Source organism: Chryseobacterium kimseyorum (assembly GCF_025971945.1).
Classification (GTDB): Bacteria; Bacteroidota; Bacteroidia; order Flavobacteriales; family Weeksellaceae; genus Chryseobacterium; species Chryseobacterium kimseyorum.
The window spans coordinates 158,651-184,950 of sequence record NZ_JAPDHW010000008.1 but is presented as its reverse complement, the minus strand read 5'-3'; the positions used below and the strand labels follow the sequence as shown (position 1 = coordinate 184,950).

Sequence of the window (26,300 nt, the reverse complement as noted above, 5' to 3'; positions counted from 1 at the left end):
ATTGACATTTGTCATGTTATTGCCAAAGTACTATTCAATGAATAACAAAAAAACCGCTCCAAAAGAAGCGGTTTTTTATCATATCTGTAATATTTCTTATGCAGGAATTTCTCCTCTGTACAAGAATGAAATAATTTCTTTATTCATTTTGTCTACCATTTCGCTAAACAAGTGGAAAGATTCCTGCTTGTAGATTACCAATGGATCTTTCTGTTCGTAAACAGCACCCTGAGAAGATTTTCTTAAATCATCCATTTCACGAAGGTGAAGTTTCCAGTTCTCATCGATGATTGATAATGTTATATTCTTCTCGAAATCATTGATCAAACTGTCACAGTTCGTGTCGTGAGCTTCTTTCAGATCGGTAACGATGGTTAAAGTTTTAACTCCGTCTGTGAAAGGAACCTGAATCATTTTAAACATTGAGCCCTGGTTCTGATAAACATTCTCAATAATCGGGAATGATTTTTCTTTCAGAAGATTCAGCTTCATGTCATAGTCAGCCTGAGCTGCTTTAAAAAGAAGATCTGTAAGTTCAGGAATCTGTTTAGATTTAAAATCATTTTCAGAAACCGGAGATTCCATTGTGAAGTTTTTAATGACTTCGAATTCAAAATCTTTATAGTTTCCAGTTGCTTTTCCTTTCGCTACAATAGAATTGGCAACATCAAAAATCATATTGGTGATATCATACTTCAGGTGATCTCCGAATAATGCATTCTTTCTTCTCTTGTAGATTACGTCACGCTGTTTGTTCATTACATCATCGTACTCAAGAAGTCTCTTTCTTGTTCCGAAGTTGTTTTCTTCCACTTTTTTCTGAGCTCTTTCGATAGATTTAGAAATCATAGAATGCTGAATTACTTCGCCATCTTTATGACCCATTCTGTCCATCATTTTAGCAATTCTTTCAGACCCGAATAAACGCATTAAGTTATCTTCTAAAGAAACATAGAACTGTGAACTACCAGGATCTCCCTGACGTCCCGCTCTACCTCTCAACTGTCTGTCAACACGTCTTGAATCGTGTCTTTCTGTTCCGATGATCGCTAAACCACCTGACTCTTTTACTTCTTTAGTAAGCTTAATATCGGTACCACGACCTGCCATGTTGGTTGCAATGGTTACAACTCCTGGCTGACCCGCTCCGGCAACGATTTCCGCTTCTTTCTTGTGAAGTTTCGCATTCAACACCTGGTGCTGAATTTTTCTTAACTGAAGCGCTTTTGAAAGCAATTGTGAAATCTCAACAGAAGTCGTACCTACCAATACTGGTCTTCCCGCAGATGTTAAGTTCTCAATTTCTTCAATTACAGCGTTATATTTTTCTCTGTTGGTTTTGAAAACCAAATCCTGTCTGTCATGTCTTTGAATCGGACGGTTGGTAGGAATTACCACAACGTCTAATTTGTAAATCTGCCAAAGTTCTCCAGCTTCAGTTTCTGCAGTACCCGTCATTCCCGCAAGTTTGTTGTACATACGGAAGTAGTTCTGAAGAGTAACGGTAGCAAAAGTCTGTGTAGCTGCTTCGATTTTTACGCTTTCTTTAGCTTCAATTGCCTGGTGAAGACCGTCTGAGTAACGTCTTCCTTCCATGATACGACCTGTCTGCTCATCAACGATTTTCACTTCGCCATCAATGACAACATATTCATCATCTTTTTCAAACAATGTATACGCTTTTAATAGTTGACTCATTGTATGAACACGCTCAGATTTTTCAGCAAAATCAGAGAACAGTTTTTCTTTAGCTTCAAATTCTTCTTCTTTAGATAAATTTTTAGCTTCAACTTCTGCGATTTCAGTCCCGATATCCGGAAGTACGAAGAAATTGTTGTCTGAGTTTCCTTGAGACATGTATTCAACGCCTTTATCCGTCAAATCAACCTGATTGTTTTTCTCTTCGATAACGAAATATAAATCTTTATCAACGATTGGCATATCACGGTTGTTATCCTGCATATACTGAGCTTCCACTTTCTGTAGTAATGCTCTGTTTCCGCTTTCAGATAAGAATTTAATTAACTGTCTGTTTTTTGGTAAACCTCTGTAAGCCTGAAGTAATTTGAATCCGCCTTCTTTAGTATTTCCGGCAGCGATTAATTTTTTAGCTTCATTAAAGATTCCAGAAACTGTTTTTTTCTGAACTTCAACAATTCTGTCGATAGAAGGTTTAAGAACATCAAATTCCTGTCTGTCTCCCTGAGGAACCGGACCTGAAATAATCAATGGCGTTCTTGCATCATCCACCAATACAGAGTCAACCTCATCCACAATGGCAAAGTTTAATTCTCTCTGCACCAATTCTGTAGGTGAAGCCACCATATTATCTCTCAAATAATCGAAACCGAATTCATTATTGGTTCCGTATGTAATGTCTGAGTTGTATGCCTTTCTTCTTCCGTCTGAGTTAGGCTGGTGATTATCGATACAGTCAATAGACATTCCGTGGAATTGGTACAATGGTCCCATCCACGCCGAGTCACGTTTTGCCAAATAGTCATTCACCGTTACCACGTGTACCCCTCTTTCAGGAAGTGCGTTCAGGTAAATTGGAAGTGTTCCTACCAAAGTTTTACCTTCACCGGTTGCCATTTCGGCAATTTTACCGCTGTGTAGAATGACACCACCAATAAACTGAGTGTCATAATGTACCATGTCCCAATTTACATGTGTTCCTGCAGCGTCCCATGAGTTTTTCCAAACTGCTTCATTTCCCTGAATTTCAACGAAATCTTTAGTTGCAGCAAGTTCTTTGTCCCAAGCTGTAGCTGTCACACGGATTTCTCCGTTTTGAGCCCATCTTCTTGACGTTTCTTTGATCAACGCAAAAGCTTCCGGAAGAACCTGAAGTAGAACTTTTTCTTCAATCTCGTAAGAATCTTTTTTCAAAGCTTCTATCTTAGAGAATAGAGCTTCTTTCTCATCAACATTTTTTGAGTTTTTGATCTGCTCTTTAATTTGTTCTATCTGAGTTGTAATCGTACTGGTCGCCTCTTTAATTTTAGATTTAAATTCAGCGGTCTTTTCTCTCAAACCGTCATCAGATAATTCTCCGATGTTTGGTTCAACAGCTTTGATTTTGGTTACAACTTTTTTTACTTCCTTAAGGTCCTGCGCTTTTTTGTCTCCCAAAAACCCTTTAAGAACTTTATTTAAAAAACTCATAGAATTTGTTTTAAGCTCAAAACCTCAGGTTTCAAGCATATTAAAATTACACTCGATGGTGTATGTTATTATTGAAAAAGCTTTAAGCGTGTTGCCTAAAGCCTAATGCTTTTATTAGTATTCGTCCTCGTTCCAAAGATAATCTTCGTCGGTAGGATAGTCGCTCCAGATTTCATCAATAGCGTCATATACTTCACCTTCGTCTTCAATAGCCTGAAGGTTTTCTACAACTTCCATTGGTGCACCAGTTCTGATTGCGTAGTCGATAAGTTCTGCCTTTGTCATCGGCCAAGGTGCGTCGCTTAAGTATGAAGCTAATTCTAATGTCCAGTACATAATTTATTATTTTTTGCAAAAGTATAAAAATAGGTTATATTATAAACTTTTTTTATGACTTGATTTTCAATTCTTTTATTAAATTTCGTCTATGTTTACTGCAAATGCTTCAGTAAGCGTTATTGCGGTAGATTGATGTCATTTTCTCAAAAACCATTCCACAAATTTTTTTGTGCCATTTTGGAAGTTTGTGGTTGGTTTGTACCCGATTAAATTTCGCGCTTTTGTAATGTCAGCGTTGGTTTTCTGCACGTCGCCCTGTTGTAGTGGCAGTATTTTTTTTGTGGCAATTTTGTCAAGATTTTTTTCAATAACTGACAACATTTCAGAAAGATTAATGACTTCGCTTTCACCGAGATTTATAATTTCATAAATCTTTGAATTATTTTCTAAATAGTGAATTGATTTCAAAATTCCATCAATGATGTCGTCAATATAGGTATAGTCTCTTGCTGTGTCTCCGTCACCGTAGAAAGGTATTTCCTGATCTTCGGATATTAATTTCGTGAATTTATGTATCGCTAAATCAGGTCTTTGTCTAGGTCCGTACACAGTGAAAAATCTCAGCTGAATCATATCTATATCATAAAGACTGTGATACACATGACCTAAGATCTCACCACATTTTTTGGTCGCAGCATACGGTGAAATGGGTTGATCTACATTGTCTGATTCTGAAAACGGAATTTTCTCATTATTGCCATATACACTGGATGACGACGCACAGACGAATTTTTTAATTCCAAACTGATTGCAGAGTTCCCAGAGATTCATCGTTCCGCGAACGTTAACTTCCTCGTATTCTAAAGGTCTCTCAATAGAAGGTCTCACTCCTGCAAGTGCGGCTAAATGGATTATAAGATCAATGTGATGATTGTTCAATATTGCTTCCAGTCCTTTTTTATCTCTGATATCCTGATAATATAACGTGTAACGTTCTGATTTTGAAATGGAGATCAAATTTTCAATATCGTTCTGCTTGTCGGAAAATTCAAAATCAATATTTTTTCCAACTGAATCTAAAGTATTTTTAATCTTAACTTTATAATCATAGAAATCATCAAAATTGTCAATGTTTATGACAGAATGTCCGTGTTTAAGTAATTCTTCCACCAAGTGAGAACCAATAAATCCGCTTCCTCCTGTTACGAGATATGTCATCGTTGAGTTTTTAGTATTGCAAAAGTATTAATTTAAGTTTTGAAAATATTATTTGATTACATTTACTTCTCAAAAGTAATACAATCATATTATGCAGTTTCAGGGACAAATTTTAAAAATGACGAGTTTTAATGATCAGCCTATTCAATATTATCTCAATCTTTCAGGAGATTTAATTCATATGAATGAATTGTTGGGAAAAGAATTGAGCATTAAGCATACAGGTTATCAATGTGTACATTGTGGATTAGATAAAACAATTTACCGCATGGGCTTCTGCAAAAGCTGTTTTTTTGAAAGTCCTTACGCCAGTGATACGATAATTCGTCCGGAGCTTTCTACTGCTCATTTGGGAATTGTGGAGCGGGATCTTGATGTGGAAAAACAAATCCAATTGCAGCCGCATACCGTATATCTTGCATACACGGGTGATGTGAAAGTAGGGGTGACAAGAAATACACAGATTCCGACACGATGGATTGATCAGGGCGCAACATTTGCTTTACCGATTGCGCGAACTGAAAACCGCTACGAGGCGGGAATGATAGAAGTTGCTTTAAAAGAACATCTTGCCGACAAAACCAACTGGAGAAAAATGCTGCAGGATGATTTTGAAGATGAGGTAGATTTGGCGGATTTCCAGCAGAAAATAAGAGAATATTTCCCTGAGGACTTCCAGAAATTCTATTCGGAAGGAGAAGATATGTGGAAGTTTGATTATCCGTTTTCAAAGCCGGAAAAAGTAACTTCTTTTACTTTAGATAAAAAGCCTGATTTTACAGGTAGACTTGTTGGAATTAAAGGTCAGTATTTAGCGTTTGAAGGTGGAAATTTTATAAATGTGAGAGGGCATGAAGGTTATGTGATTGAGCTCGATGTAAGGAAATAATATAAAAATTAAAAATGAAAAAACCCTGGGTTAGAAAGCTTTTAATAGGTCTTGGAATTTTTTTCGGGCTTATTCTGATTGCCAACTTAGCAATCAATATCTGGCTCAAAACCCAGCTTCCTGATTATATTAAAAAAAATACAGACTATCAGATTTCCTACAAATCTTTGGGAGTTGATTTAGGAACCGGAAATATTTTTGCAACTGGTATTACGGTCAATAATAAAAATCCTCAGAATGTTAATGTGATGGGTTTTCAAGGGACAATTGATACTTTGAAAGTAAGCCGTTTTGGGATTTATGATGCGGTTTTCAATAAAACAATCAGTACATCAGATATTTATCTGGCAAAACCCAATTTGAATATTGTTTTAGCAAAACCTAAAGACAAAAAAAAGGATAAGAAAACAAATCCGGTAAGCTTTGAAAATATCAGAATCAACAACGGAACCATTCAGGTTTTTAAACATACCAAGCAAAAACTTTTAGGTGTAAATGATTTGGATCTGATGGTCGAAAACCTTCAGTTAACGGAAGACACTGTGGAAAACAAACTTCCTGTTACATTCGATCACTACAGCATTAAAGGAAAAGATATTTTCTTTCAGCCTGATGAAATTTATACTTTAAAGGTTCAAAAAATTACAACTGCCAATGGACAGGTTTCTGTCAACAATCTTCACCTGGCGCCCATCATTGATTTTGACAATTTTAAAAAGACCTATCCAAAGAAAAAGCAACTGATCACGGCTTCAATACAGAAGATTGATTTTAGAGATGTTGTTTTGAAGGATAATACAGTTTCTTTGACCAATGCAAGTTTTCAGAATCCCAATATTTTAATTTATACAACCGATGCCATTCCTGATAAAGTTAAAAAACCGCTTAATTTTGAATTAAATTTAGGCAATTTTAAATTGAATAATGCACTTATTCAGGTTAATAAGCCAGATGGAAACAAAATGCTATTTGCTAAAGATGTCAATCTAAATATCAAAAATATTGAATTTAACAAAGAGACTTCTGCGGAAATGATTCCTTTACGGTATAAAGATTTCAGCTTTTCAGGAAAAGACATTCAGTTTTCCAATCATCAGGACATGAATATTGGCACTTTTTCTTTGAGTCCCAAGAAAGGCGATATCAGAAACATTTCGGTGATTCCTAAGCAGGTTGGCTCTGGGAAAACAACAATGAACCTTACAGCCAATCAAATTGTTTTTAATATTAATAAATGGGAAATTGTAGACAAAAAACTCAATCTGGATGTAAAAGACGTCCTGGTAAATCAGGTTAACGGAACAGTCACAGCAGGAACCATAAAATCTACAAAGAAATCAAATTTTAACGGAATACAGTTTCCAGTATTGGTCAGAAATGTTACTTTGAAAAATTCTAATTTGACGTATGATTCAAAAAATCAGCCTCTGCAATTTCAAAATCTGAATGCAACAATAAAAGATATTGAACTCACCGAGAAACCAAAAAATGGAGGTTTGGCGGTTAAAGTGAAAGATTATAACCTGACCACCAGAAATTTTGCATACAGAACGAAATTTTACAATATGACCGTAGCCGCGTTGTCAGTCGGTAAAAACAAAATAAAACTGGATCAGTTTGCCATGAAACCTCTTGTTTCAAGAGCGCAGTTTATCAGAATGATTCCGGTGGAAAGCGATTTATATGATCTCAAAGCGAATCAGGTTAATGTAGTGGGAGAGTGGGATTTTTTCTCAGATAATCAATTTCTTCATGCAACGAATGTATCTGTTTTATCTGCCAATGCCAATATTTTCAGAAGTAAAATTCCGGCTGACGATCCTAAAGAAAAATTGTTATACTCAAGACTTTTAAGGACGATAAAACTTCCAATGTTTATCGATCAGCTTCAGCTGAAAAATTCAGTTTTAGAATATGAAGAAGATACGCCGAAGAGCAGCGGTCCAGGAAAACTGACGTTTACTAATTTTAATATGAACGTTAAAAACCTGAATTCTGCCAAAATGAAAGGCAAACCTACCCAGGTTGATATTAAAATCAACTGTACTTTTATGGAAACTTCGCTGCTTTCTGTCAATTGGGGCTTCAATACGGCAGATCAAAGTGACCGTTTTACTATTGCGGGAAAGCTTAACAATATTCCGGCGGTTGCGCTGAATGCTTTTGTGGTTCCGTACATGAGTGTTACAGCGACGGGAACGATTCAGGAGATGCTGTTTAATTTTAAGGGAAATCCTAAAGGGATTGGCGGAACTTTTAATATTAAACATAAAGATTTAAAGGTCTCCATATTAGATAAAGACAGTAAGAAGAAAAAAGGGGTTTTGAGCGCGGTGGTTAATATTTTCGTGAAATCAGATTCCGGAAAATTTCCCGAGTCAGTTGTTGTGGAAGATGTAGAAAGAGATCCCACGAAATCATTCTTTAATCTTTTCTGGAAAGGGATTGAAGATGGTCTGAAGAAAACGCTTATCGGAATTGATGTTGATAAAACTAAAAAGACCGTTGAAAAAACTAAGGAAGCAGTGAGAGATGTAAAAACTACTGTAAATGAGGCAAAGGCATCTGTGAAAGAGGCTGAAAAAGATATTTCCAAAGCAGTAAGTTCTGATCAAAAATCACCAGCGGAAAAGCCAAAGGAGAAGAAGGGAATCTTTAGAAAAGTTTTCAATAAAAAAGAAAATCCCGAAACCAAGTAGTTGCGGGACTGTATTTGTATGGAATAAATCTAAAAGTTATACTCATCACTCTCATTGATAGGAATGTCTCTCAAGAAGGTGTCGAATTCATGGCCGGGATAGTTGCTTTCTGCACCATAAGAATCGATAATGATACCTTTATTTCCTGAATTATCTTCGAGTACGTATAGTACAGCACTGTCATCCGGATTGCTGTCTCCCTCAAAACGGTAAGTTTTTAAAATAGTCAGTTCGTCAGGCTGATAATTTTTTTCTGAATCTTCATATTTCATTTCACAGGCTTCGTTCATTCTAAATTCTCTGTGAATTCCTCTTTCTCTCAGTCTTTCCATCACCTGGCTTAGGGTGGTCATTCTGTCCCTGTTGTCTGGATTTTCCATAATAATTATTTTTATTTAGTGTTAGTTTATGACAATAGTACAATTTTTAAACCATACCTGAGACTGCTACAAATGTGGTAGCACAGAATAGATGAAATGTTAACGAAATTTATAATTACGCAGTGAAAAAAGGTATACTATTTGATAGAACTCATTACAAAATTATACTAAATATGAAAAAAGAAGTAGGAGTTTTACTTGCGGGAGGAGTTGGTCTCCTGGCGGTGCTTAGCTTTTTAAGCGTAAAAAAAATATTAAGTAAGAAGCATAAGAGATATAGCGAATATTATTCTGATCATCACAGACACTTCGATAAAAATTCTGAAGACGATGATCATGGAATAGAATTCTATGCTTTCAAATAAAATATGAATCAGTAATAGAAGATATAAATTTAAAGAAAATCCAGCATCCAATTTTTTGGTGTTGGATTTTTTTTGTGGAAAACTTTTATCTTAAAACTCATTATTTTTCAGTGAAAGGTGTATAATTTTACATGAGAAATGCAGAACGAAAATATCATAAAAGGACAGGGTGCACAGCGAAATGTAATTAACCGTTTCGACCGGTTTACCTTTGAACCTGAGGATGAAGATTTCGAACTTATAAAAACTTCCTTCACAGAGGTGTTTCCGAAAAGTATTGTAAATCAAGTAAAAAGCGCTGATCTGCCCATGCAATATTCTATGAATCCATATCAGGGTTGTGAGCACGGATGTTCCTACTGTTTTGCAAGACCGACGCATGAATATTGGGGTTACAGTGCAGGAATTGATTTTGAAAGAAAAATTATGGTCAAAAAAAATGCTCCTGAATTACTGGAGAAATTTTTCAGAAAGAAAGGCTACCAACCTGAACCAATTTTACTTTCCGGAAACACAGACTGTTATCAGCCTGCAGAAAGACAGTTTGAGATTACAAGGCAGCTGCTGCAGGTTTGTCTCGATTACAGACATCCTGTGAATGTTCTTACAAAAAATGCGTTGGTATTAAGAGATTTAGATATTCTTAAACCGATGGCCGAACAAAATCTCGTTTCTGTCTCATTAAGCATTCCCACAATTAACGAAGAGTTACGGAGAAAAATGGAGCCACGAACGAGTTCTTCGCACAATAAACTGAAAGCTGTAGAAGTTCTTTCCCAAAGCGGAATTCCAACTCATGTTATGGTAGCGCCAATTATTCCGGGATTGAACAGTAATGAGCCATTAGCAATTTTAAAAGCTATTGCTGATGCGGGAGCTCAGAGTTTTGGCTATACTTTGGTGAGACTGAATGACAGCGTAGAACCTGTTTTTGTAAAGTGGATTGAAGATGCCTTTCCAAACAGAGCGCAAAAAGTTCTGAACCTTATTCGATCAATGCGGGGTGGGAAATTAGGTGAAAAAAAATATTTTGACAGACAGAAAGGTGAGGGAAATATAGCCGAAATGATTCACAATACTTTTAAAATCGGTAAAAAGAAATTTTTTGAAGGAAAAGAATTTCCAAAACTTTCGACCGATGGTTTTACAGGAACCAGGGAGCAGCAGCTGAGGTTGTTTTAAGAGTTGGTTTATAATATTTCCCGCAGATCGCACAGATTTGCACAGAAAATTTCACAAAAAAAACCGAACTCAACGTTCGGTTTTAAAATTATTTTTTAATTAATCCCAGTTCAATTAATCTTTCGTGTAAAAATTCTCCTGCGGTCGTATCTTCATACAGTTTAGGATGATTTTCGTCTACACAATTTTCTAAGGCATTCAGCGACATTTCACTCACCGGATGCATAAAGAAAGGGATAGAATATCTTGAAGTTCCCCACAATTCTCTTGGTGGATTAACCACTCGGTGAATCGTAGATTTTAATTTATTGTTGGTGTGTCTCGAAAGCATATCTCCAACGTTGATCATCAGTTCGTCCGGTTCTGCAATCGCATCAATCCATTCACCTTTATGGTTTTGAACCTGAAGACCTTTTCCCTGGGAACCCATCAAAAGTGTAATCAGGTTAATGTCTCCATGAGCAGCAGCTCTTACTGCATCATCAGGCTCTTGGGTGATTGGCGGATAATGGATAGGTCTCAAAATGGAGTTGCCTTCAGTAATTTTATCATCAAAATAAAATTCATCCAAACCAAGATATAATGCTAAAGCCCTCAAAACGTATTTTCCGGTTTTCTCAAGCATTTGGTAAGTTTCTTTACCGACTTCATTGAACTTTGGAAGCTCGTCTACGATGACATTGTCAGGATATTGGCTTTTGTATTTTGAGTCATCCGACACATACTGTCCGAAATGCCAAAATTCTTTCAAATCACCTTTTTTAAATCCTTTTGCTGTTTCTTTTCCGAAACCTACATAGCCACGCTGTCCTCCGATTCCGGGGATTTCATACTTCTGTTTGGTTTCTTTGGGAAGTTCGAAGAAGTTTTTTACTTCTCCATAAAGATCGTCTACGAGTTGGTCATCAAGGAAATGTCCTTTTAAGGCAACAAAACCAATTTCTTCGTAAGCTTTTCCGATTTCATTTACAAATTTCTGTTTGCGTTCCGGGTCACCCGAAAGGAAATCACGCAGGTCTACACTAGGTATTTTATCCATTTTATAGAAATTTTACGTGGCGCTAATTTACAGTTTTTTTGACTTAAATGTTTTTACAATTAATTAATTATAAACTAAATTTGTCTCATGGAATCGGCGAACACCTAATTCGTAAATAATTGCGGGTAGAATTAAGGCGATTGCAGTTGACTTTCAAAAATCAATAGAATTTTCAAATGAAAAAATATTCCTCCAAGAGAAGTATTCAGGTACTTGCCAATCTTTTTCAGCAATACAGTATTTTAGACGTTGTAATATCTCCGGGATCCAGAAATGCTCCTTTGGCAATTCATTTTTCAGAAATGGATGATTTCAACTGCTACAGTATTGTTGATGAAAGAAGTGCAGCATTTGTAGCTCTTGGAATGGCAATAAGTGAGAAAAAACCTGTCGCGATCACGTGTACAAGCGGTTCTGCCGCGGCCAATTATTATCCTGCTGTAACAGAAGCGTTTTATTCAAACGTTCCGCTTTTGATATTGACAGCTGACAGGCCTACGGATTATGTTGATCTTTTTGACGGACAAACCATCAGACAGAAAGATATTTTTCATCAGCATTCATACGGCGATTTTGAATTGCTGGAAGACAGCAAAGACAATGCGGAAGATATCAATTCAGAAATTATAAAAAAAGCAATTGAACTTTGTTTTGAAAAGCAGGGCCCTGTTCATATCAACATTCCGCTGGAAGAGCCTTTGTATGATTTGGTTTCAGAGTTGCCGAAATTTCCTGTAGTAGAAAAAACGATTAAAAAGAAAGAATACGAAATTCCATCCAACTTAGTTGCCGACTGGAATACTTCACAACGTATTATGCTTTTGGTAGGAACAAGAGATTACAGCCCCGAACTTGAGAATCAGCTGACGCAATTGGTGAAAAATCATTCGGTTGTGGTTTTAAGTGAAGTAAACTCAAATTTGCACCACGACAAGTTTTTCAGACATATCGACCGATATATTACCCATTTTTCAGAGGAAGATTACAAAACATACGCTCCGGATCTGCTCATCACTGTCGGACAAAATGTTGTTTCTAAAAGGGTAAAACAGTTTTTAAGAAAAGCACATCCGAAAGCCCACTGGCATCTGGATGAGGTTTGGCAGCCTGATACCTATTTTGCTCTGACTCAAAAAGTAGAGGTAAAACCTGAAGTTTTCTTTTCTAAACTTCTACATTTTATTAATTTAGAACCAAAACCATACTACAATCTTTGGGACGTTTTGAGAGATAAAAAAGACAAAAAACACTCAGAATTTTTGAATTTGATTGAGTTCTCAGATTTTTATTTTTTTAATAAAGTTTCTCAGAGTATCCCGGAGAATTACAATATACATTTCAGTAACAGTTCGGCGATTCGTTATGCGCAGTTATTTGATTTTGGTAAAAGAAAAATATACTGCAACCGTGGTACCAGCGGAATCGACGGATCTACTTCGACAGCCATGGGTTTTGCCATAAAAAATGAAAATCCAACTCTTTTGGTTACGGGAGATCTCAGCTTCTTCTACGACATTAACGGACTTTGGAATCAGTATATACCGCCTTTTACAAGAATTATGATCTTTAATAACGGTGAAGGAAATATTTTCAAAATCATTCCCGGACCGGGAAATGCCAATCCGAATACATTGGATGAATTTATCGCAACAAAACATCATAAAAACGCAGAGTTTTTAGCAAAACACTTTGGTTTCACATACACAAAAGTGGAAGATGACGGAACGCTTGACCGTGTTTTGGATAACTTTTACAAACCGGATGTTCAGCCAAAAATTATTGAAGTCTTTACACATGGTAAAAATAATGCTGATGTTCTAAAGGCTTATTTTAATTATTTAAAAGAGAATTAAAATGAATGCCTGTGCTTCTAACAGCTTAGTTGTTAATGGTTAAAGTGCTGACAATATGATGCTTTAGAATTCGACGAAATGGCAAAGCTAGTGATGGTTTTTAGCATAATAATTAAAATAAGAGATCATAAAAATCAGTAAAGTTTCAGGCAAGCCTGATATAAAACCGGGACTTTTAAATAAAAAAAGCAGATTTGTTTATTTCACAAATCTGCTAAATCCGCATCGTCTGCGAAAGAATATTTTAAAGTTACATATCCAAATAATCATTATTCCCCGGAAGATTGGTAATCTTCGAGATTGGATAGATAAACATATCATCAAAGTCATTCAGCGCATTAATTAATTGAAAATGAGAGAATTCTTTGATGTTTTGTAAAGTAATTTCTGCCTCCTTAATTTTCTTTTTCTTTAAAAGATACTGTCTTTGTACACCATTCAAAAGATAAGTTGACGGCGTAAACCATTCTTTACCTTTTTGGAAAAGGATATTAGAGAAAGAAGTATCTGTAATGTGATTGTTTTTTACGATGATAATTTCCTCAGCTTTAGACTTCGCCTTCATTTTTTCCAGCTCTTTACGGTCTTCAAACTTAAATGAATAATCATAGACATTATTCTCAACCAACTGGAAATCCTGTATTTCAGGAATTGCGTACGGAATCATCATGGTTCTGAATTTTTTATCCAGATCGTAAGTCAGCCTCAGTTTGTACAGACCATCTTCATCATGATTCAGGTTTTTAAAGATTTTTTCCAAATCAATAGAACCTTCTTTCCCGAAATGGGCAAAAGTATCGTTGACACGTTTTTGGTGAAATTCCAGCAGGAACAGTTCCTGATCTTCTACTTTAATGCTTTCAATGAATTGGGACATAAATTTTATTTTTCATTTCTTCGTACTCGTCTTCTAACTTGCTCATGTGCGTTATTCCTCCGCCGCTTTTAAAATACAGTTGGTCGCCTTCTTTTTCTATAAAACGAATCATCACGCAACTGTCGAGGTTTTCACCGTCAAACCAGCCGCAAACACCAGTATAAAAACCTCTGTCGAAGCCTTCCGCTTCCAGGATAATTTCTAAAGTTTTGGGTTTTGGCGCACCTAAGATGGAACCTGCAGGCAAAAGTTTCTGCATTATGCTTCCCACTTTTCCTTTGAATTCATCTTTTACAATTCCTGAAATTTCTGAGCTCATCGCAAAAAGATCTTTTTGGCGGGTTTTCAGAAAATCAATGTATTGAAATTTATCTACCGTCACATCATCTGCGACCATGCTGAGATCATTTCTAAGCAAATCAACAACGGTATAATGTTCGGCTTTTTCTTTTTTATCGTTCTTCAAAATTTCTGCGGCATTCTCCAAAGATGCATCAATAGTACCTTTCATCGGATAAGTGAAAATTTTATCACTGATTATTTTGACGAAAGTTTCAGGAGAAAAAAATACGAAAAAATCTTTATATAAAACCTTGTATTTTGCATGAGAATGATGAAAAATTTCTTCTAAACTCAGATTGGTTTCTATTTTTGTTTTTCGGGTATAATTGGTAAGATATGAATTTCCCAGACGGATATTTTTCTGAACGTGATCGAAGCCCTTTTGAAAGCTTTCCAGAGATTCAGGAAAAGATTTCCATTCTGTTTTTTTATTTAATGCTTCCTGTTGTTTTGTGTTTGAAAACGACTGAAAATCAATTAATAAGCCTTTTTCTTTAATTTCGTCTTCTTTAAAAATTTCCACCTGGTCAACAAGGAAATCTATCATAAAGAAAAAAGGAACTTTCTGCCGTGAAAGCCCGTCCATTTCAATAAATTTTTGATGATTTGCCGAAAACATTCCGCAAAAGTAGTTATTGATGTTTACTTTTGCACAAAATATTTTTAATGCAGGAGAAATATCCACAAAAACCGGGACTCGATTTTATTTTAAAACAGGCTTTTTATTACTGGAACCGAACATTGGTTTACCAGCTGATGTTTTCGATCATTTATTTTGCCGTATTTTTCTCGGCGATATTTTTCTTCGCGAATATGTATGGAATTCTTGAGTTTAACCGTGAACTGGAGATTGCCTTGCAGAAAGGTTTTAAAGAATACTTAGAGAAATCACAGGAACTGGGTAAGACGGAGAACGCGGCATATTTTACATATGCTTTCTTAGGAACAATTATTTTTCTTTATCCTTTAAATTTAGGATTCTATCAAATTTACAGGAAATTAGATTTAAAGGAGCCTACTGAATTGTCAGATTTATTTGTAGGTTACCGGGGTTTGAATTTCTTTAGATATGTATCTTACTTTATGTTTTGGTTTTTAACATGCTATATTCTTTCGCCTTTTATCATCTTGCCGATGGTTTGGGTGTTGGTTACTTTATTCGTCGCACCACTGATGTTCTTTCAGAATAAAACAATTTTTGAAGGCATCGCATTAAACTGGAAAGCCTTAAAAAAATATTTTGTCGAAATACTAGCATGTACATTCGTTGCCATTTTATTTAAATATGTTGGGTTTGCTTTGTTTTTAGTAGGTGCTTTATTTACTTTTCCTTTCTGGAATGCTATGATTTATTCGCTTTATAAAACCATTTTCACGGAAGAAAATTAAATTTAGGCATGGTTGTCAATTTTGTTCTCAAAAAAAATTAAATTTGAGAAACATTAAAAAATAAACACCATGTCAGAATTTAACGAATTTGATCAGCAGGGTTCGGCACCAAACCGAGATACTGGATCTATCATTTCTCACGCTTTCGAAATGTATAAAGGGGTGATCCTTTACGCTGTAGTTGTGATGATTATTTATATTATCGGAGATTCTATTATACAGTCATTCTCTGGTTTTAGTTCTTACATGAGCTACAAAGATTTTAAAGATTTCGATGAAGATACTTACAGAGAAATTCTTTTTAATCAACCGGGGATGACCTTGTATTACTCATTTACCGGTTTGCTCAGTGTTCTGTTATCTCCGCTTTATGTAGGATTAATTTATATCGTTAATAAGTTCAACACAAAAATTCCTGTTGAGTTTTCAGATTTGTTTATTGGTTACCGACAGAATTTTGGAAATATTTTACTGTACAGTTTAATTACCAATATTATTCTGTGGATCTCTGCATTAATGTGTGTTATTCCTGTAATTTTTGTTTTTCCGTTATTTCTCTTAGGGTATCCTATCTTACTATTTGAGAACGCATCTGCGATGGATGCAATTTCGAAAAGCTACAATATTGCAAAGGAAAATTACAGCGTTTTTCTTGGGACAGGAATTTTAGCAGCGCTTATTTCAATCTCCGGACTGTTACTTTGTTGTATTGGTATAGTTTTTACTTATCCATTTGTTTATATTGCAATGTACTCGGTGTATTGCGCATATTTAGGTAAACCAAGACAAATAACTTACAAATAATGTCACACCACGAAAAACAAATCAGCAGTGTTGTTATCAAGCAAATTGCTCTGCTCGCTATTATTCTGATCTTAGCAGCTTTAATTTGCTTCAATTTAGCACTATTCATCCCATCAGTATTGGGGGCAATCACGATTTACGTGGTGTGCAGAAAGTACAATTTCTATTTACAGGAAGAAAGGAAATGGAAACCCTGGGCTTCTGCGCTCGTACTAATGCTTGCGAGTTTGATCATTATTATTCTCCCGATTTATTTTATCGCTGATCTGCTGATTGAAAAGCTGGGAAATGCACAGGCTTATATGACTAAGTTTAATGTGTTTATCGATAAAATTCACGATTTTGTCTACAAAAAGACGAGTATCGATTTACTTAGCAAAGAAAATATGAGCAAGTTGAAAGGTACGGCAGGCCGCTTTTCAACAACCGCATTGAGTGGAACTTTTAACACGCTTACTGTGGTGATGTCAATGTACTTCATTCTATATTTTATGTTTGAGAGACCGAGGTTATTTGAAAGAATTTTAGCTTCTGCGGCACCTTTAAAAAGATCAAACGTATCGATGATCGGAGAGAAAATGAGAAAACTGATTATGGCCAACGCAATCGGAATTCCTGTTGTTGCAATTGGACAGGGAATTATCGCATTGATTGGGTATTTCATTTTTGGAGCCCCAAGTCCGATTCTGTTATTTGCATTAACTGCCGCTGCATCAATGATTCCGATCGTAGGAGCTGCGATTATCTATGTTCCGATCTGTATATTCATGATTGCAGAAGGACAGACTGGTCCTGGACTTGGTTTAGCTGCATACTGTGTCATTGTGGTCGGACTTACCGATAATGTACTCCGTTTTACACTGTTAAAAAGATTGGAGGATATACACCCTTTGAATACTGTTTTTGGGATTATTATGGGGATGAATTTATTCGGATTTATGGGACTGGTATTTGGGCCCATTTTGGTGTCTTTCACGCTTCTATTGATTCAGGTTTACAGGAATGAATTTTCTGATGATGATACCCCTGAACTTGAACTTCCGGGGAAGGGAAAAAATGATGATTTGGAAAATAAAATTGATTTAATAGTTTAAAATAAAATGGAGCAGGGAATAAATCCGGAGATATTACAGGAAATTTGTGTAGCAAAAATGCCTTTTGGAAAATATCAGAATACCATTATTGCTGATTTGCCTATAGATTATCTGGAATGGTTTAACAGGCAGGGAATGCCGAAAGGTAAATTGGGAATGCAGTTGGCCACAATTTATGAGATTAAATTGAACGGCTTAATGGATTTACTCACGCCGCTTCGTGGTGGCAAGGTGGAATATGTGAAACCAAAGACTAAGGTCTATAAGTTTTAAAATAATCTAAAAATAATATCGGCGGCTCCCAAAGGGAGCCGCCGATATTATTTGTTTGACTGTAAATTTTTAACCTTTCAAAACTGCAATCTCATCTCGCAACTGCGCTGCCTTAATGAAATCTAAATTTTTAGCAGCACTTTCCATTTCTTTTTGTTTTTGAGCCACTAGTTTTTCAACATCTTCCGTGGCATACGTTGCTTTTACATCAGCGACTTTCTGCATGATTTGTTTCTGAGTATATTTTTCGTCCGGGAAATCCTTGCTTCGTCCTACGAGGTTTTCAGAAATCTTTTTATTTAAAGCCATAGGAACTTTACCGTGCTCCGTATTGTAGGCCATCTGTTTTTCACGACGGTATTCGGTTTCATCAATCGTCGACTGCATTGATTTGGTGATCTTATCGGCGTATAAAATCGCTCGGCCATTCAGGTTTCTTGCGGCACGACCGACGGTCTGAATCATTGATCTTCTGCTTCTTAACATTCCTTCTTTATCTGCATCTAGGATAGCGACAAGCGAAACTTCAGGTAAATCTAAACCTTCTCTAAGCAAGTTAACTCCAATTAGAACATCAAAAATTCCAAGCCTTAAATCCTGCATAATCTGAATACGCTCCAGCGTTTCAACATCTGAGTGGATGTATCTTGTTCTGATTCCGAATTTGGTGAAGTACTTGGTCAGCTCTTCTGCCATTTTTTTAGTCAGGGTGGTTACCAAAACTCTTTCGTCAATTTCAGCTCTTTTTCTGATTTCTTCCATTAAATCATCAATCTGATTTAGAGAAGGACGTATCTCAATGATTGGGTCTAAAAGTCCGGTCGGACGGATAATCTGTTCGATATATTCACCACCTGTCTTTTCCAGTTCATAATCTGCCGGAGTTGCAGAAACGTAAATAACCTGATTTTGAATGGCTTCAAATTCTTCAAACTTTAACGGACGGTTATCCATTGCAGCGGGAAGTCGGAATCCGTATTCCACCAGTGCCTCTTTACGGCTTCGGTCACCACCATACATGGCATGAACCTGTGGAACGGTAACGTGGCTTTCATCAATCACCATCAGGTAATCTTTAGGGAAGTAATCTAAAAGGCAGAAAGGTCGTGAGCCGGGCAATCTTCCGTCAAGATAGCGCGAATAATTTTCAATTCCTGAGCAATAACCCAATTCTTTGATCATTTCAAGATCGAGTTCAGTTCTTTCCTGAAGTCTTTTTGATTCCAAAGGTTTCCCGATTTCAGAGAAAAAGTCGACCTGCTTAACCATATCATCCTGAATATTTCTGATTGCGCCATTCAAAGTTTCTTTAGAAGTTACAAAAAGGTTGGCAGGATAGATTTGAATCTGATCAAAATTCGCAGTTGTATTACCGGAAACAGGATCAAAACTCTGAATTTTTTCAATTTCATCTCCGAAAAACTGAATTCTTACCCCATTATCTGCATAAGCTGGAAAGATGTCTACCACATCACCTTTTACACGGAACGTACCGCGTGAGAAGTCTGCCAATGTTCTCGAATATAAAGCATTTACCAGAGAATGAAGCAGCGTAGTTCTCGTTGTTTTTTCACCAATTTCAAGTGAAATTAACGACTTATGAAATTCTGCAGGGTTTCCCACACCATAAATACATGATACTGAGGCAACAATTAAGACATCTCTTCTTCCAGAAAGCAGACTGGCAATTGCCGAAAGACGCAGTTTTTCCACTTCTTCGTTGATGCTCAAGTCTTTTTCGATGTAGGTTCCTGAACTGGCGATGTACGCTTCAGGCTGATAATAATCGTAGTAGCTCACAAAATATTCGACAGCATTTTCGGGGAAGAATTCTTTAAATTCCATAAAAAGCTGAGCGGCCAAAGTCTTATTGTGTGCTAAAACTAAGGTTGGTTTTTGAGTATTGTGAACGACGTTGGCAACGGTAAACGTTTTCCCGGAGCCTGTCACCCCGAGTAAAGTCTGATATTTTTCGCCGATTTCCAAACCTTCAGTCAGTTTCTCAATAGCTGTTGGTTGGTCTCCGGTTGGTTTATATTCTGATTGAAGCGTAAATTTCATTTGAGATATTTATTTTTTATTTGGTCAGATGGAACACCTTACCAATACGGCCTTTTCAAAGCTAATCTTATCGAGGCGTTTCATACATCAAATTTATGAAATAAAAAATGTAGGAAAGAGGAGTGTGGTCATAAAAAAAATCTATTCAGATTTATTTAAAATATTGTGACAGGATCAAGACCGGCTGCTTTAATAGCGGGTGTTAATGTATCTGCCAAAAATTCTTTTTCTTCAGTATCCAACTCGTCCCAAGGAAGCTCGTCAACGATTTCAGATACAAGTTCTAATTTTTCTTCTGATGATTCTTTTCGTTTGTAAATTTCTTCAAGCTTATCAAGAAAATCATTTGTTGCTTTTCTTAGAAGTAGAACTACGGGTTTGTTGGAAGGCATGAGTCCGCGAGTTTGCCAATTTTTTGGATTTTCGTAAATATCCGAAGTTTTTATAGCAGAAATTGTAGCTGCTAAATTGACATTAGTTATTTTCATGTGAGTTTCTTGGTTTATATTCTGTTCATCATTTTGCTTATTGCAGGAGATGAGAATAATAAAAATTGAAATGGTATAAACGGTGATTCTTTTCATTCGAAGGTCTACAATAAAGATTTTAATATTTAATTATCTAAAAGTTTCGCTTAATAGATTTATCAAATATAATTAAACTCTCATTGTCTTAGCCAAAGTTTTCAACCATTTCAACCTTGCTCTTTTAACAAGAAACCGCAAAGCAGCAGCTTTGCGGTTGGATTTCACATGATTGGTGAAGTTTTATAGTTTATTGTGTTTTCTTAAAATTTTCAAACATCATTGTTAATGGAAGTCGAAATAGGTATGCTACGTTACTGCCGTCTTTAGTGGCGGGTTTCCAGGTAACATTTTCATTGGCCAGTTTTACTGCTCTTATTGCTTCAGTGTTAAAAACCTCATTATTTCCGGTGGATCTTATGTTTGAAACCTCGCCTTTCTCACTGATTGTAAAAAGAATATTTGTCTTTACTGTGCCTTCATCTCCTTTCAAAGCTGCGCTACTAAAATGTTGAGTAACTTTAATACGCATTGCATTTACTCCACCTGGGTATTCGGGAAGTGTAGTGACATCCTGTGTAACACTTACTGCCGGAGCAATTGCCAAATCTTGTACTTTTTTGTCGTTGTTAAATTCGGTACCGGCAGAATTTAATTCTGATAGTTTAACATCAATATTTTTCTTCGGAATAATGGTGTCTTTTCGTAATTCTTCTAGGTATTCCTGACGGCTTCCGCTGAAGCTGATAACTATATTTTTTTGATTATTAAACTTTTTAGCATAATCGGAAGTAAATAATGTAACGCTGTATTCAAACTTTCCAAAATCTGGATTTTTCGGAAAAACTTTTAATATGTATACATGATAAAAGTCCGTGTTTTTATAATTTTTTAAAGTGCTGTTGTCTACAACTTTTCTGTTAAGTATAATTTTATATTTTGAATCTAAGAATTGATTAAGCTGCTTTTGTGAAGGAATTGCTTTAAGTATCTCATCATACCAAATCCACAAGGGAACATTACTCAAATCTTTGGCGTGTATTTGATTAAATAGTTCAATAAGTTTTACTTGTTCTGCTCTTGGAACTTCAGTATAAAATCGTTCGTAATCTTTCTCTGCAATGATAGTCTTATACTTATTAGTGATTTCTAAAAATTCTTTGACAGTATCACTGGAATAAGTTTTACTGACTTTTAATGGCTGAGCTAAACTTAAATCTTTGCTAAATGTGTTATTGTCATTAGCATAAACCCTTTCAGCAAAACTAATTGCCAAGACCGCAAATATGGGAATAGCTAAATACTTCTTTGCCTCCGCAAATTTTGAATTTCTTTTTGTCATCATAATAAATCTTTTTTTGGTGTTATTGAAATGGAATTGGTGTGTTAAAGGTAGATTTTGTTGCTTCAGGACTTCATTCAGAATGAGTTCCTGATAGTTTTTGATGTTTTCTTTCTGTTTAATAACTTCTTCATCTGCCAAAAATTCATGATTGGTAGTCATCATATTTTTATACAGATAAATGAAAGGATTGAACCATGAAAAAGCTTTTACAGTTTCGATAAAAAGTACGTCGAGAGAATGCTTCTGTTTAACATGAATTTCTTCATGAAGAAATATTCTACCGTCAATTTTATTATCCTTAAAAGACTTTTCAGAAAGATAAATAGTGTTCAAAAAAGTAAACGGCGCTATATTTTTCTCCAGTAAGATAACATTCCGGCTTTTATAAATGATTTTTCGACCCTTCAGTGTTTTAATTTTCACCACAGAATAAAGCATTTTGAGAATCATAATTCCTGAGATTACAAAGTAGATAATCAGCAGAAATTGTGAGTAATCAAAAGTTTCCTCCTGTGTAAGAATTGGATTTTGCAAAACCTGCGTTGGGATTTCCTGCTCCATTACCAAAGTTGGTTTCTCTTTTACAATTTCCTCTGTTTCGATGGTCAAAAAAGGAATAGAGTATGAGAAGATAAGCCCCAAAAGCAAATAAAAACGGTTAAACGTGAACGTTTTTTCTTTTGCCAGAAAAAGATAGTAAAGACCAAGCACAATTGCTGAACACAGAATTGTTTTCAGTATAATGGTTTCCATATCTAATCTTTTATTTCTTTGTCGATAATTTCACGAAGTTCTTTCAGCTGCTTTTGGCTCAATTTAGTGTTTGAGGTAAAAAAAGATGCAAACTGAGTCACCGAGCTGTTGAAAAAACGGTCAATCATAGAAGTCATTTCCTCCTTGAAATATTCACTTTTCGCGACTTTCGGAAAGTATTCTCGTGAATTTCCATATAATGTATAGCCCACCAAATCCTTGTTCTGCATTCTTTTGAGTAAGGTTGCAACGGTAGTTGAAGCAGGTTTTGGTTCAGGATAGGTTTCTAAAATTTCCTTCATGAAAAGTTTTTGTTTTTCCCAAAGCATTTCCATAATTACTTCTTCAGAATCTGTCAGTTTAATTTCTTTCATGTTCTACGTATTTATATTTTGTTCTACAAATGTAGAATAAAAATTTAATTCTGCAATTTTTTATGGCATTATTTTTACATTCAGTTCAGTAATGCCATTTTCTGGCATAATGAAAACAGCAATACCATTCTGCAAAACAGTTATTTAGGTTTGGCTGTTTTATAATTCTTAAACCAATAAATAGTACATATGAAAAAATTACTCCTACCCGTTTTATTAGTCTCGGCAACGATGATAGTATCTTGTCAGGGAAAAGGTAAACGCAGCGAACCTGCAGCTACAGCAGAAAAAGCAAACACCAATTACAAACCTGCATTCGAAGGGCAAACCCGAATTGCACCAGTCAAAACAACAACGCCTTATAACGTAGAAGTGCTGAATACTTCATTAGGCAAACCGTGGGGAATTATTAATCTACCCGACGGACGTTTTTTAATTACCGAGAAATCAGGTTTCATCAATGTGGTTTCTACAGACGGAAAAACAGTGTCTAAAATCGAAGGCTTTCCAAAAGTGGACGACAAAGGACAGGGAGGAATGCTTGATGTTGCTTTAGATCCCGATTTCAAAACAAACAATATGATTTATTTCTGCTACTCTGAACCTTACGGAGACGGAAATCATACAGCAGTTGCCAAAGGAAAATTATCTGCTGACCTGAAAAATATTTCTGAAGTAAAAGTAATCTTCAGAGCCACACCAACATACGATGGCGACAAACATTACGGAAGCCGTTTACAGTTTGACAAAGACGGAAATCTTTTTGTAAGCACCGGAGAAAGGTCAGATAAAGAAACGAGAGTTTATGCTCAGAAAACCGATAATTATTTAGGTAAAATTCTAAAAATTACCAAAGATGGAAAACCTGCAGAGGGAAATCCATTCATCGGAAAAGCCGGTTACAAACCAGAAATCTACGCTTTCGGAATCAGAAGTCCTCAGGGTTTGGCTTTGGATGAAAAAGGACAGCTTTGGGATATTGAAATGGGACCGAGAGGGGGAGATGAAATCAATCTGATCCAGCCCGGAAAAAATTACGGTTGGGGCGATGTCACCTACGGAATTGAGTACAACGGCGACAAAATCAACAACGGAACTACGCAAAAAGCAGGCACCGAACAGCCGGTTTATTATTGGGATCCGGTAGTTTCGCCAAGTGGAGTCACTTTCTACACCGGAAATATTGAAGAATGGAAAAACAACCTTTTCATCGCCTGCCTGAGTGGACAGCACATCAACCGAATTGTTTTAAAAGACATTAAAGTGGTGGGTGAAGAGCGTCTGCTGTTAGACCAGAAAGAAAGATTCAGAGATGTTTTGAATGGTTCTGACGGAAATCTTTATGGGGTGACGGATAGTGGGAAACTGTATAGGGTTTCTAAGAAATAGAGAAGCTGAAAGCTGAAAGTCCCAAAGAGACAAATTTAAAGGATTGGATGCAATCCGATCCACATAAATATTGAAGCCTTGCAAAAAAACTTTTGCAGGGCTTTTTAATTTGAGCCAAAAAACTCTTTTGGAGATTTTCCATATTTATCTTTAAAAGCAGTAGCGAAAAATTCCGGACTTCCGAAGCCTAATTTAGATGAAATGTCCTTGATTTTTTGGTTTCTGAATTGTGAATCTGTTATAAGTTTCTCGTCAAGATATTCAAATCTTAAGTCTGTGAGATAGGAATTAAATGTTTTTCCTTTGTAGATTTTAATGACTTTACTCAAATACTTTTCGTTAGTATTCATTTTTTGTGCTAAAGTGGTGAGTTTTAAATCTTGTTCCAAAAATCCAAAGGAAGATTCGAAATTTTTCATGGAAGCGAGAATCTGATCGACGGTAAGTTTGTTAATCGGTCGGTACAAACTATAATCGATCTCGGTACCATCAGAAGTTTCCTGTATTTCGTCCCTGTTATGCTTTGGTTGAGGAATCTCTGTAGGTGTTTTCTGAATTTCTACAACTTTTAGATCGGCTTTCTTTTTATTGGCTTTTAATTTTCGATACACAAAATATGCGAGGCCAATCGAACTTAAAGAAATAATGGCGATACTAAGCCAATCGCTAAACTTTTGCTCATCTTCAGAAAGAGCCTGCTCTTTTGTTTTATGTTTGTCGTCAAAGTCTTTCAGCTTTAATTGAACGTAGTTTTTAACATCTTTTTCAAACTTGTCAAACTCAAGCAGATTATTTAATGAAGCTAATTGCTGTTCTGTAGTTCCGTTCTTTTTATAATATTCTGTAAAGAAGTCGAATGCCGGACGGAAGGCCAAAGATGTTCTCTTGGTTTTAAGAAAATTGTTTTTTATTTTTTCAAATATTGGGAAAGCTTTATCTATTTTGCCGGTTTTCCAATAGCATTGGGCTAAAAGAAAATTTATGTTTTCAGATACTTCAATATTGGTTTTACCCATCATATCTGTCGCGAGATTTATTTTTTGTATTGCAGACGTATAATTTTTCATGTAAAAATCATTGTAAGCATCTGCAAAAATTGCTTGATAATTACTTAAACTAATTTCTTTGTTTGTCTTGTCAAAATTGTAAGACTCTTTGATAAGAAGTTCATTTTCTTTGTGTTTTTGAAGTTTTGCATTTGTCATTATCAATGAAGTCAAATAAAACCGATACCATAATTTATTATTAGGTGGCGTTAGATTTTTCTTGAGATTTTGATACTGTTCGTTTAACAGTTTTTGAGCAGCTTCATCCTCATTAATTAAAGATTTCAGTTTTGCTATCGTAAATATAGATTTTACTACTTCCTCTGGCTTTTGAGTTAAATAATAATCGTAAGCAATGACCGAAAATTCTGAAGCTTTTTTATAATCTGATAGCATTAAACTTCTTGTGGCTATTGTGTAATAGGAATTTCCAATAGCAACCTGATCCTTCAATTTTATTGCTAAATTTAAGATGCTGTCTCCATACTTTAGACCAATGCTATCATTAGCCATACCTGATGCACTTTCATAACCATTAAGTAATTCCTGAGGGTTGTCTTCTTTTTTAGCTAAATCAATGTATTTTTTGCAAAACGCAAAAGCTTGGTCTCTGTTTTTAGCAGTTATGATTTCTTGGTGAATCTCTTCGAATTGGGAAGATTCGTTAAAATTTGTTTGGTTTTGTCCTCTAAAAAGGTCCGAAAAGAAAATAAGACTTAAAATGAGAAGTAAAAACCGACAATTTCTGGTCATTGAGAAAGGGAATTATCTGCAAAATAACGGAAATATTTAGGTTAAATCCAATTATCATTTAATGCATTGAAAATCAACGGCAAATTTTCACCATTTTTCTTTTTAGAAAGACTGTTTTCCTTTTAGAAAAGATTCCTTTCCTGCTTTCTAATGAAAATTTTCTTTTTGCTCAGTTGCTTGATTTTCAGAATTTGGAAAGTAGAT

At 35.6% G+C, this 26,300-nt stretch carries 22 protein-coding genes; 10 read left to right on the top strand and 12 right to left on the bottom strand.

Annotation, left to right across the window (positions count from 1 at the left end; genetic code table 11):
- Positions 1-96: 96 nt before the first annotated feature.
- The 3 genes from secA to OMO38_RS12970 form a co-directional block, all read right to left on the bottom strand.
- Positions 97-3,168, bottom strand: coding sequence for a preprotein translocase subunit SecA (gene secA / locus OMO38_RS12980; protein WP_264750601.1), 3,072 nt, complete (start codon positions 3,166-3,168; stop codon positions 97-99).
- Between the two features lie 114 nt (positions 3,169-3,282).
- Positions 3,283-3,504: a DUF2795 domain-containing protein gene (locus OMO38_RS12975; protein ID WP_034709134.1), complete on the bottom strand. Its 222-nt coding sequence runs from the start codon at positions 3,502-3,504 to the stop codon at positions 3,283-3,285.
- Between the two features lie 138 nt (positions 3,505-3,642).
- A complete protein-coding gene (locus tag OMO38_RS12970; protein ID WP_264750598.1) occupies positions 3,643-4,665 on the bottom strand; it encodes a GDP-mannose 4,6-dehydratase in 1,023 nt (340 codons plus the stop codon).
- A 91-nt stretch (positions 4,666-4,756) separates the two neighbouring features.
- Here OMO38_RS12970 and OMO38_RS12965 point away from each other — a divergent pair, with 91 nt between their 5' ends.
- Positions 4,757-5,554, top strand: coding sequence for a DUF2797 domain-containing protein (locus OMO38_RS12965; protein ID WP_264750597.1), 798 nt, complete (start codon positions 4,757-4,759; stop codon positions 5,552-5,554).
- A gap of 14 nt (positions 5,555-5,568) precedes the next feature.
- A complete protein-coding gene (locus OMO38_RS12960) occupies positions 5,569-8,253 on the top strand; it encodes an AsmA family protein (protein ID WP_264750596.1) in 2,685 nt (894 codons plus the stop codon).
- Positions 8,254-8,282: 29 nt separating this feature from the next.
- On the opposite strand, the gene OMO38_RS12955 is transcribed toward OMO38_RS12960, so the two are convergent.
- Positions 8,283-8,633 (bottom strand): hypothetical protein, encoded by a 351-nt coding sequence (locus tag OMO38_RS12955; RefSeq protein ID WP_264750595.1) that lies wholly within the window; start codon positions 8,631-8,633, stop codon positions 8,283-8,285.
- A 173-nt stretch (positions 8,634-8,806) separates the two neighbouring features.
- Here OMO38_RS12955 and OMO38_RS12950 point away from each other — a divergent pair, with 173 nt between their 5' ends.
- Together OMO38_RS12950 and OMO38_RS12945 are read left to right on the top strand one after the other, a co-directional pair.
- Positions 8,807-8,998, top strand: a complete 192-nt coding sequence (locus tag OMO38_RS12950) for a hypothetical protein (protein ID WP_264750594.1) — start codon at positions 8,807-8,809, stop codon at positions 8,996-8,998.
- 138 nt (positions 8,999-9,136) lie between these two features.
- Positions 9,137-10,180 carry a PA0069 family radical SAM protein gene (locus OMO38_RS12945; protein ID WP_264750593.1) on the top strand — a complete coding sequence of 348 codons (1,044 nt, stop codon included), beginning with the start codon at positions 9,137-9,139 and terminating at the stop codon, positions 10,178-10,180.
- An 88-nt stretch (positions 10,181-10,268) separates the two neighbouring features.
- Here the strand turns inward: OMO38_RS12945 and OMO38_RS12940 are convergent, their stop codons facing one another.
- Complete coding sequence (locus tag OMO38_RS12940) at positions 10,269-11,219, bottom strand: isopenicillin N synthase family dioxygenase (RefSeq protein ID WP_264750592.1); 951 nt, start codon at positions 11,217-11,219, stop codon at positions 10,269-10,271.
- 176 nt (positions 11,220-11,395) lie between these two features.
- On the opposite strand from OMO38_RS12940, the gene menD reads away from it, so the two are divergent.
- Positions 11,396-13,072: a 2-succinyl-5-enolpyruvyl-6-hydroxy-3-cyclohexene-1-carboxylic-acid synthase gene (gene menD, locus OMO38_RS12935; RefSeq protein ID WP_264750591.1), complete on the top strand. Its 1,677-nt coding sequence runs from the start codon at positions 11,396-11,398 to the stop codon at positions 13,070-13,072.
- Positions 13,073-13,322: 250 nt separating this feature from the next.
- On the opposite strand, the gene OMO38_RS12930 is transcribed toward menD, so the two are convergent.
- Both OMO38_RS12930 and OMO38_RS12925 read right to left on the bottom strand, forming a co-directional pair.
- Positions 13,323-13,949: an aminotransferase class IV gene (locus OMO38_RS12930; RefSeq protein ID WP_264750590.1), complete on the bottom strand. Its 627-nt coding sequence runs from the start codon at positions 13,947-13,949 to the stop codon at positions 13,323-13,325.
- Positions 13,933-14,910 (bottom strand): aminodeoxychorismate synthase component I, encoded by a 978-nt coding sequence (locus OMO38_RS12925; RefSeq protein ID WP_264750589.1) that lies wholly within the window; start codon positions 14,908-14,910, stop codon positions 13,933-13,935. The genes OMO38_RS12930 and OMO38_RS12925 overlap by 17 nt, the downstream gene beginning before the upstream one ends.
- Positions 14,911-14,957: 47 nt before the next feature.
- Between OMO38_RS12925 and OMO38_RS12920 the strand changes: the two genes are divergently transcribed.
- The 4 genes from OMO38_RS12920 to OMO38_RS12905 all read left to right on the top strand — a co-directional run bounded on the left by OMO38_RS12920 (position 14,958) and on the right by OMO38_RS12905 (position 17,851).
- Positions 14,958-15,680, top strand: coding sequence for a hypothetical protein (locus tag OMO38_RS12920; RefSeq protein ID WP_264750588.1), 723 nt, complete (start codon positions 14,958-14,960; stop codon positions 15,678-15,680).
- 69 nt (positions 15,681-15,749) lie between these two features.
- A complete protein-coding gene (locus OMO38_RS12915) occupies positions 15,750-16,484 on the top strand; it encodes a beta-carotene 15,15'-monooxygenase (RefSeq protein WP_264750587.1) in 735 nt (244 codons plus the stop codon).
- Complete coding sequence (locus OMO38_RS12910; protein WP_264750586.1) at positions 16,484-17,578, top strand: AI-2E family transporter; 1,095 nt, start codon at positions 16,484-16,486, stop codon at positions 17,576-17,578. Before OMO38_RS12915 ends, OMO38_RS12910 begins: the two co-directional genes overlap by 1 nt.
- A gap of 18 nt (positions 17,579-17,596) precedes the next feature.
- Positions 17,597-17,851 (top strand): DUF3820 family protein, encoded by a 255-nt coding sequence (locus OMO38_RS12905; RefSeq protein WP_264750674.1) that lies wholly within the window; start codon positions 17,597-17,599, stop codon positions 17,849-17,851.
- Positions 17,852-17,920: 69 nt separating this feature from the next.
- Here the strand turns inward: OMO38_RS12905 and uvrB are convergent, their stop codons facing one another.
- The 4 genes from uvrB to OMO38_RS12885 all read right to left on the bottom strand — a co-directional run bounded on the left by uvrB (position 17,921) and on the right by OMO38_RS12885 (position 22,908).
- Positions 17,921-19,912, bottom strand: a complete 1,992-nt coding sequence (gene uvrB, locus OMO38_RS12900) for an excinuclease ABC subunit UvrB (protein ID WP_264750585.1) — start codon at positions 19,910-19,912, stop codon at positions 17,921-17,923.
- Between the two features lie 155 nt (positions 19,913-20,067).
- Positions 20,068-20,496 (bottom strand): hypothetical protein, encoded by a 429-nt coding sequence (locus tag OMO38_RS12895; RefSeq protein ID WP_264750584.1) that lies wholly within the window; start codon positions 20,494-20,496, stop codon positions 20,068-20,070.
- 190 nt (positions 20,497-20,686) lie between these two features.
- Positions 20,687-22,534: a M56 family metallopeptidase gene (locus tag OMO38_RS12890; RefSeq protein ID WP_264750583.1), complete on the bottom strand. Its 1,848-nt coding sequence runs from the start codon at positions 22,532-22,534 to the stop codon at positions 20,687-20,689.
- Positions 22,535-22,536: 2 nt separating this feature from the next.
- A complete protein-coding gene (locus tag OMO38_RS12885) occupies positions 22,537-22,908 on the bottom strand; it encodes a BlaI/MecI/CopY family transcriptional regulator (RefSeq protein ID WP_264750582.1) in 372 nt (123 codons plus the stop codon).
- A 189-nt stretch (positions 22,909-23,097) separates the two neighbouring features.
- Between OMO38_RS12885 and OMO38_RS12880 the strand changes: the two genes are divergently transcribed.
- Positions 23,098-24,297 (top strand): PQQ-dependent sugar dehydrogenase, encoded by a 1,200-nt coding sequence (locus OMO38_RS12880; RefSeq protein ID WP_264750581.1) that lies wholly within the window; start codon positions 23,098-23,100, stop codon positions 24,295-24,297.
- 104 nt (positions 24,298-24,401) lie between these two features.
- Here OMO38_RS12880 and OMO38_RS12875 read toward each other — a convergent pair whose 3' ends face one another.
- Positions 24,402-26,096, bottom strand: coding sequence for a helix-turn-helix domain-containing protein (locus OMO38_RS12875; RefSeq protein WP_264750580.1), 1,695 nt, complete (start codon positions 26,094-26,096; stop codon positions 24,402-24,404).
- Positions 26,097-26,300 lie beyond the last annotated feature (204 nt).